Source organism: Thiobacillus sp. (assembly GCF_024708915.1).
Genome location: NZ_JANJXQ010000111.1, coordinates 1 through 4,846, shown reverse-complemented (window position 1 = coordinate 4,846; position 4,846 = coordinate 1). Strand labels below are relative to the sequence as shown.

Below are 4,846 nucleotides of genomic sequence, written 5' to 3'. Positions count from 1 at the left end.
TGCCGGTCGAGCGTATCGCGCATCTCGCCCGCTTTGCCCAATGGTATCGGCGCGTCGTGGCGAGCAATGTCGATTTGTTGTCGTTGCTGGGCGGTGCACAGGGATGGTCTCCGGCGCAAGGCTGGATCATGCGCGGCGCGGCATTGAGTGCGTGCGGCATCGGCAATCTGTTGTGCGCATTCGAGTCGGCCGACGGCAGGCTCAACGACATCATGCGTGCACTCGACGAGGCGGCGCGCGCCTGATCAGGGCTCTTCCTGCGGCGTTGCGGCGAGCAGCGCCAAGGCGGTGGTGCGGACCGCGTCGCGGCGGGCTTCGCATTGCAGTTCGGCGTGAAAGCACCCGTCGCGATAGAGATAGATCGTCGGCAGATGGAAGATGTCGTAGCCACGCGCCACACCGGTGGCTTCGGCGATGTCGACCTCGTACAGGTGGTTGGCGATGCCGGCGAGCGCATCCGGCAGGAGCCGTTTCCACGCCTGGCACGCACCGCACCGCGGTGCGGTAAACAGGACCGCGGCCACGCCGGATGTGGCGGCGATGCGACGGTGGAAGTCTCCCTCGGACAGTTGCACGAGGCCGGGGGCCAGCGGGATAGAATCGCGTTTTTCCTGCCGGCCGACCGCCATGCTGTTTCTCGAACTCTTCGGATTTCTGCTGCTCATCCTCGTGGCGGCGGAAATCTTTGTCAATGCGCTGGAACATCTCGGTGAGCGCCTGCATATCTCGGAAGGGGTGACCGGCTCGCTGTTTGCCGCGGTCGGTACCGCCATGCCGGAAACCCTGGTGCCCCTGCTGGCGATCTTCGCCGGAACCGGCAACGCGGAAACGAACCATGAAATCGGTGTCGGCGCGATCCTCGGCGCACCGCTCATGCTGTCGACGCTGTCTCTTTGCCTGATGAGCGTCGCCGTCGTCCGCCGGCGCGGCCTGACGGGGCACCTCTCCCCGGAAAAGAGCGGCCTCAAGCGCGATCTGGACTTCTTCCTGTTGGCTTTTCTGCTCGCCTTCGTCGCCATGTTCGTCCCGCACGGCGAAGGCTGGGTGCGCGGCACGCTCGCCTTTGTGATGGTGATGATCTATTTCTTCTACGTGCTGCTCACCCTGCGTGCATCGAGCAAGCTGGTGGAAGAAGGGCACGCCACCGAGGCCGGGTCGCCCATGCTGCTCACCCGCCTGGGCCTGCCGCAGAATTTGCCGGTCATCGTGCTGCAACTGGCGCTGGGTCTGGGTCTGCTCGTCGCGGGCGCCAAGGGATTCATTCACGGGGTCGAGGCCGCTGCGCCGATCATTGGTATTTCCGCGCTGCTCTTGTCCCTGATGATCATTCCGATCGCCACCGAACTGCCGGAAAAAGTGAATTCCATCCTGTGGATCCGCAAGCACAAGGATACGCTCGCGTTCGGCAACATCACCGGCGCCATGGTGTTCCAGGGCACGCTGCTACCCGCCATCGGCATCTCGCTGACGCCGTGGGCGCCGCAAAAAGAAGTGCTGCTCGGCGTGGTCATCACGCTGGTCGCAGCCTTCTGGCTGCGCTGGGCGGCGCTGAACGGCGGGCTGCGGGTGTGGCACCTGTTCGTCAACGGCGCGCTGTACGTGACCTATCTGACGGCTGTCCTGGTCTGAGCGTCAGCCCTTGGAGGGCGGCTCGCGGCGGAACGGCCCCTCGAGTTCGTCCATGTAATGCGTGATCGCCTCGGTCTCGCGTTCCAGGAAGCGGTCGACCGCCTCGCGGAATTCGGCGTTTTCCAGCCAGTGCCAGGAATGCGTCGCGGTGGGCACCAGGCCGCGCGACAGCTTGTGCTCGCCCTGCGCGCCGCCTTCGAAGACTTTCAATCTATTCGCGATGGCGTATTCGATGCCCTGCTGGTAGCAGGTTTCGAAGTGCAGACCGGGCAGGTATTCCAGCGTGCCCCAGTGGCGGCCGTACAGCCGCTGGCCATCCTTGATGCAGAACGAGCAGGCGACGGGCTCGCCATCCTTATCCGCGATGATCAGCAGCAGCTTGTCCGGCATCGTCTCGCGCAGGGCCGCGAAGAACGCGCGGTTCAGATGCGGCTCGCTGCGATGGCGGGCGTAGGTGTCGGCGTAGCAGCGATAGAAATGGTCCCAGTCGGCGTCGGTGCTCTGTGCGCCTTCCACCCAGCGAAACGTCACGCCCAGCGTATTCAGCTTCTTCCGCTCCTGGCGGAGTTTTTTGCGCTTGTCGTGCGTCATCGCGGCGAGGAAGTCGTCGAAGCTGGCGTAGCCCGCGTTATTCCAGTGGAACTGGAAGCCGCTGCGGTGCAGCAGCGGCATCGCATCGAGCACGGCATGGTCGGGTTCGCTGGGGAACAGGATGTGGAAGGACGAAAATCCCAGTTCCTGTGTGAGCTTGAGCGCGGCCTGGATCAGCGCGGTGCGGTCGGTGTCGTTCTTCGCCAGCAGGCGCGGGCCGGGTACCGGCGAGAAGGGCACGCAGCACACCAGCTTGGGATAGTAGGCAAGCCCGTGGCGGCGGTAGGCATCGGCCCACGCCCAGTCGAAAACGAATTCGCCCCACGAGTGATGCTTGACGTAGAGCGGCATCGCGGCTTCGAGCCGGTCGCCGCGGAACAGCGCCAGATGCACCGGCTCCCAGCCGATGTCGGCGCCGACGCAGCCGGTGGTCTCCAGCGCAAGCAGGAAGGCGTGCTGCACGAAAGGCGAGTCGCCGGCCAGGGCGTTCCAGGCGTCGGCCGGCAGTTCAGCCATGCGCGTCACCACGCGAATCAATGGCTGCGTGGCTTCCGCATCGCTGGGCTTTGCTTCAAAATGCACGTTTTGGCACTTCCATCGAAAAATTAATGAACCTGCACGAATTCCAGGCCAAGCAAATCTTGCGCTCGGGCAACATTAACACGCCGCGCGGCTTCGCTGCGGCGAGTGCCGACGCTGCGGTCAACGCCGCCAGTGAACTGGGCGGCGATGCCTGGGTGGTGAAGGCGCAGATCCACGCCGGCGGCCGCGGCAAGGCGGGCGGGGTCAAGGTGGCGAAGCGCCTCGACGATGTGCGCGCGGTGGCGGCTACGCTGCTGGGAAACCGTCTGGTCACCAACCAGAACGCGCCCGACGGCCAGCCGGTGAACCAGGTGCTGGTGGAAGAAACGCTGCCGATCGCACGCGAGCTGTACCTGTCGCTGCTGGTCGACCGCGAAACCGAACGCATCGCTGTGGTGGCCTCCGCTGCCGGCGGCATGGATATCGAGGAAGTCGCCCATGCCACCCCGGAAAAGGTGCTGACCGAAACCTGCGATCCGCTGCTGGGTGTGCAGGATTTCCAGTGCCGCGCGCTGGCCTTCGCGCTGGAACTGACCGGCGAGGCGTTCAAGGACTTCTGCCGTCTGCTGCCGCAACTCTATCGCGTGTTCGTGGCCAACGATCTCTCCCTGCTCGAAATCAATCCGCTGGTGGTGACCGCTGATAACCGCGTGCTGCCGCTCGACTGCAAGATGAGTGTCGACGACAACGCGCTGTACCGCCGCCGTGCCCTTGCCGAACTGCGCGACGACAGCCAGATCGACGCCAAGGAAGCGGCGGCCAACGCAGCCAGCGTCAACTACGTCGCGCTCACCGGCAACATCGGCTGCATGGTCAACGGCGCCGGCCTGGCAATGGCGACGATGGACCTGATCCAGTTGGAGGGCGGCGCGCCGGCCAACTTCCTCGACGTCGGCGGCGGCGCCACCCCGGAAACGGTGGCGCAGGGCTTCAAGATCATCCTGCTCGACCCCAATGTGCGCGCGGTGCTGATCAACATCTTCGGCGGCATCGTGCGCTGCGACGTGATCGCCGAGGGCATCATTCAGGCGGTCAAGGAAGTCGACGTGAAAGTCCCGGTGGTGGTGCGGCTGGAAGGCACCAATGCCGAGCTGGGGCGCACGCTGCTGGCCGAATCGGGGCTGGCGATTCTCGCGGCCGAGAGTCTCACCCAGGCGGCGAAACTCGCGGTGGAGCAAGCGCAATGAGCATCCTCGTCAACAACGATACGAAAGTCATCTGCCAGGGGTTCACCGGCAAGCAGGGCAGTTTCCATTCCGCGCAGGCGATCGCTTACGGCACCAGGATGGTCGGCGGGGTGACGCCGGGCAAGGGCGGGCAGATGCACCTCGATCTTCCCGTGTTCAATACCGTGCGCGACGCGGTGCGGCAGACCGGCGCGCAGGCGACGATGATCTACGTGCCGGCCGCGTTCGCCGCCGATTCGATCCTCGAAGCCGCCGACGCCGGCATCGAGGTCATCGTCTGCATCACCGAGGGCATCCCGGTGCTCGATATGCTTCAAGTCAAGACAGCGCTCAATGTGAAGGCAGCGCTGCGCGCCAACGGCGCGAAACTGATTGGCCCCAATTGCCCCGGCATCATCAGCTCGGGCGAATGCAAGATCGGCATCATGCCCGGCGCCATCCACAGCAAGGGCAAGATCGGCATCGTCTCGCGTTCCGGCACGCTCACCTACGAAGCGGTGCACCAGACCACGCAACTCGGGCTGGGGCAGTCGACCTGCATCGGCATCGGCGGCGACCCGATCAAGGGGCTGGATTTCATCGATTGTCTTGAACTGTTCGAGGCCGACGCGCAGACCGAAGCGGTGATCCTGGTCGGCGAAATCGGTGGCAGCCGCGAGGAAGAGGCGGCCGAATACATCCATTCCAACATGCAGAAACCGGTCGCCGCCTACATCGCCGGCCGCACCGCCCCCAAGGGCAAGCGCATGGGCCACGCCGGTGCGATCATTGCCGGCGGCAGCGGCACGGCGGATGCAAAAATCCGCGCGCTGGAAGCCGCGGGCGCCGTCGTGGCGCAGAGCCCGGCGGGCCTGGGC

At 65.1% G+C, this 4,846-nt stretch carries 6 protein-coding genes; 4 read left to right on the top strand and 2 right to left on the bottom strand.

The window, feature by feature from the left end; all coding sequences use genetic code 11:
- A partial coding sequence (locus Q0L94_RS08300) for a DUF2173 family protein (RefSeq protein ID WP_296752356.1) occupies nucleotides 1–245 on the top strand: 245 nt, incomplete at its 5' end.
- Here the strand turns inward: Q0L94_RS08300 and Q0L94_RS08295 are convergent.
- Nucleotides 246–629 (bottom strand): protein disulfide isomerase family protein, encoded by a 384-nt coding sequence (locus Q0L94_RS08295; RefSeq protein WP_296752353.1) that lies wholly within the window; start codon nucleotides 627–629, stop codon nucleotides 246–248. It abuts the gene before it with no gap.
- Here Q0L94_RS08295 and Q0L94_RS08290 point away from each other — a divergent pair.
- Entirely contained in the window at nucleotides 628–1,629 is a 1,002-nt protein-coding gene (locus tag Q0L94_RS08290) for a sodium:calcium antiporter (protein WP_296752350.1), read from the top strand. The two genes, Q0L94_RS08295 and Q0L94_RS08290, sit on opposite strands and share 2 nt — an antisense overlap.
- A 3-nt stretch (nucleotides 1,630–1,632) precedes the next feature.
- Here the strand turns inward: Q0L94_RS08290 and Q0L94_RS08285 are convergent, their stop codons facing one another.
- Nucleotides 1,633–2,802 carry a GNAT family N-acetyltransferase gene (locus Q0L94_RS08285; RefSeq protein ID WP_296752348.1) on the bottom strand — a complete coding sequence of 390 codons (1,170 nt, stop codon included), beginning with the start codon at nucleotides 2,800–2,802 and terminating at the stop codon, nucleotides 1,633–1,635.
- Nucleotides 2,803–2,828: 26 nt separating this feature from the next.
- On the opposite strand from Q0L94_RS08285, the gene sucC reads away from it, so the two are divergent.
- Together sucC and sucD are read left to right on the top strand one after the other, a co-directional pair.
- The gene (gene sucC / locus Q0L94_RS08280) at nucleotides 2,829–3,989 is read left to right on the top strand and encodes an ADP-forming succinate--CoA ligase subunit beta (protein WP_296752346.1); all 1,161 of its coding nucleotides are present in this window, start codon (nucleotides 2,829–2,831) and stop codon (nucleotides 3,987–3,989) included.
- Nucleotides 3,986–4,846, top strand: an 861-nt coding sequence (gene sucD, locus Q0L94_RS08275; RefSeq protein ID WP_296752344.1) for a succinate--CoA ligase subunit alpha, incomplete at its 3' end; no start/stop codon positions are given. The genes sucC and sucD, both read left to right, overlap by 4 nt.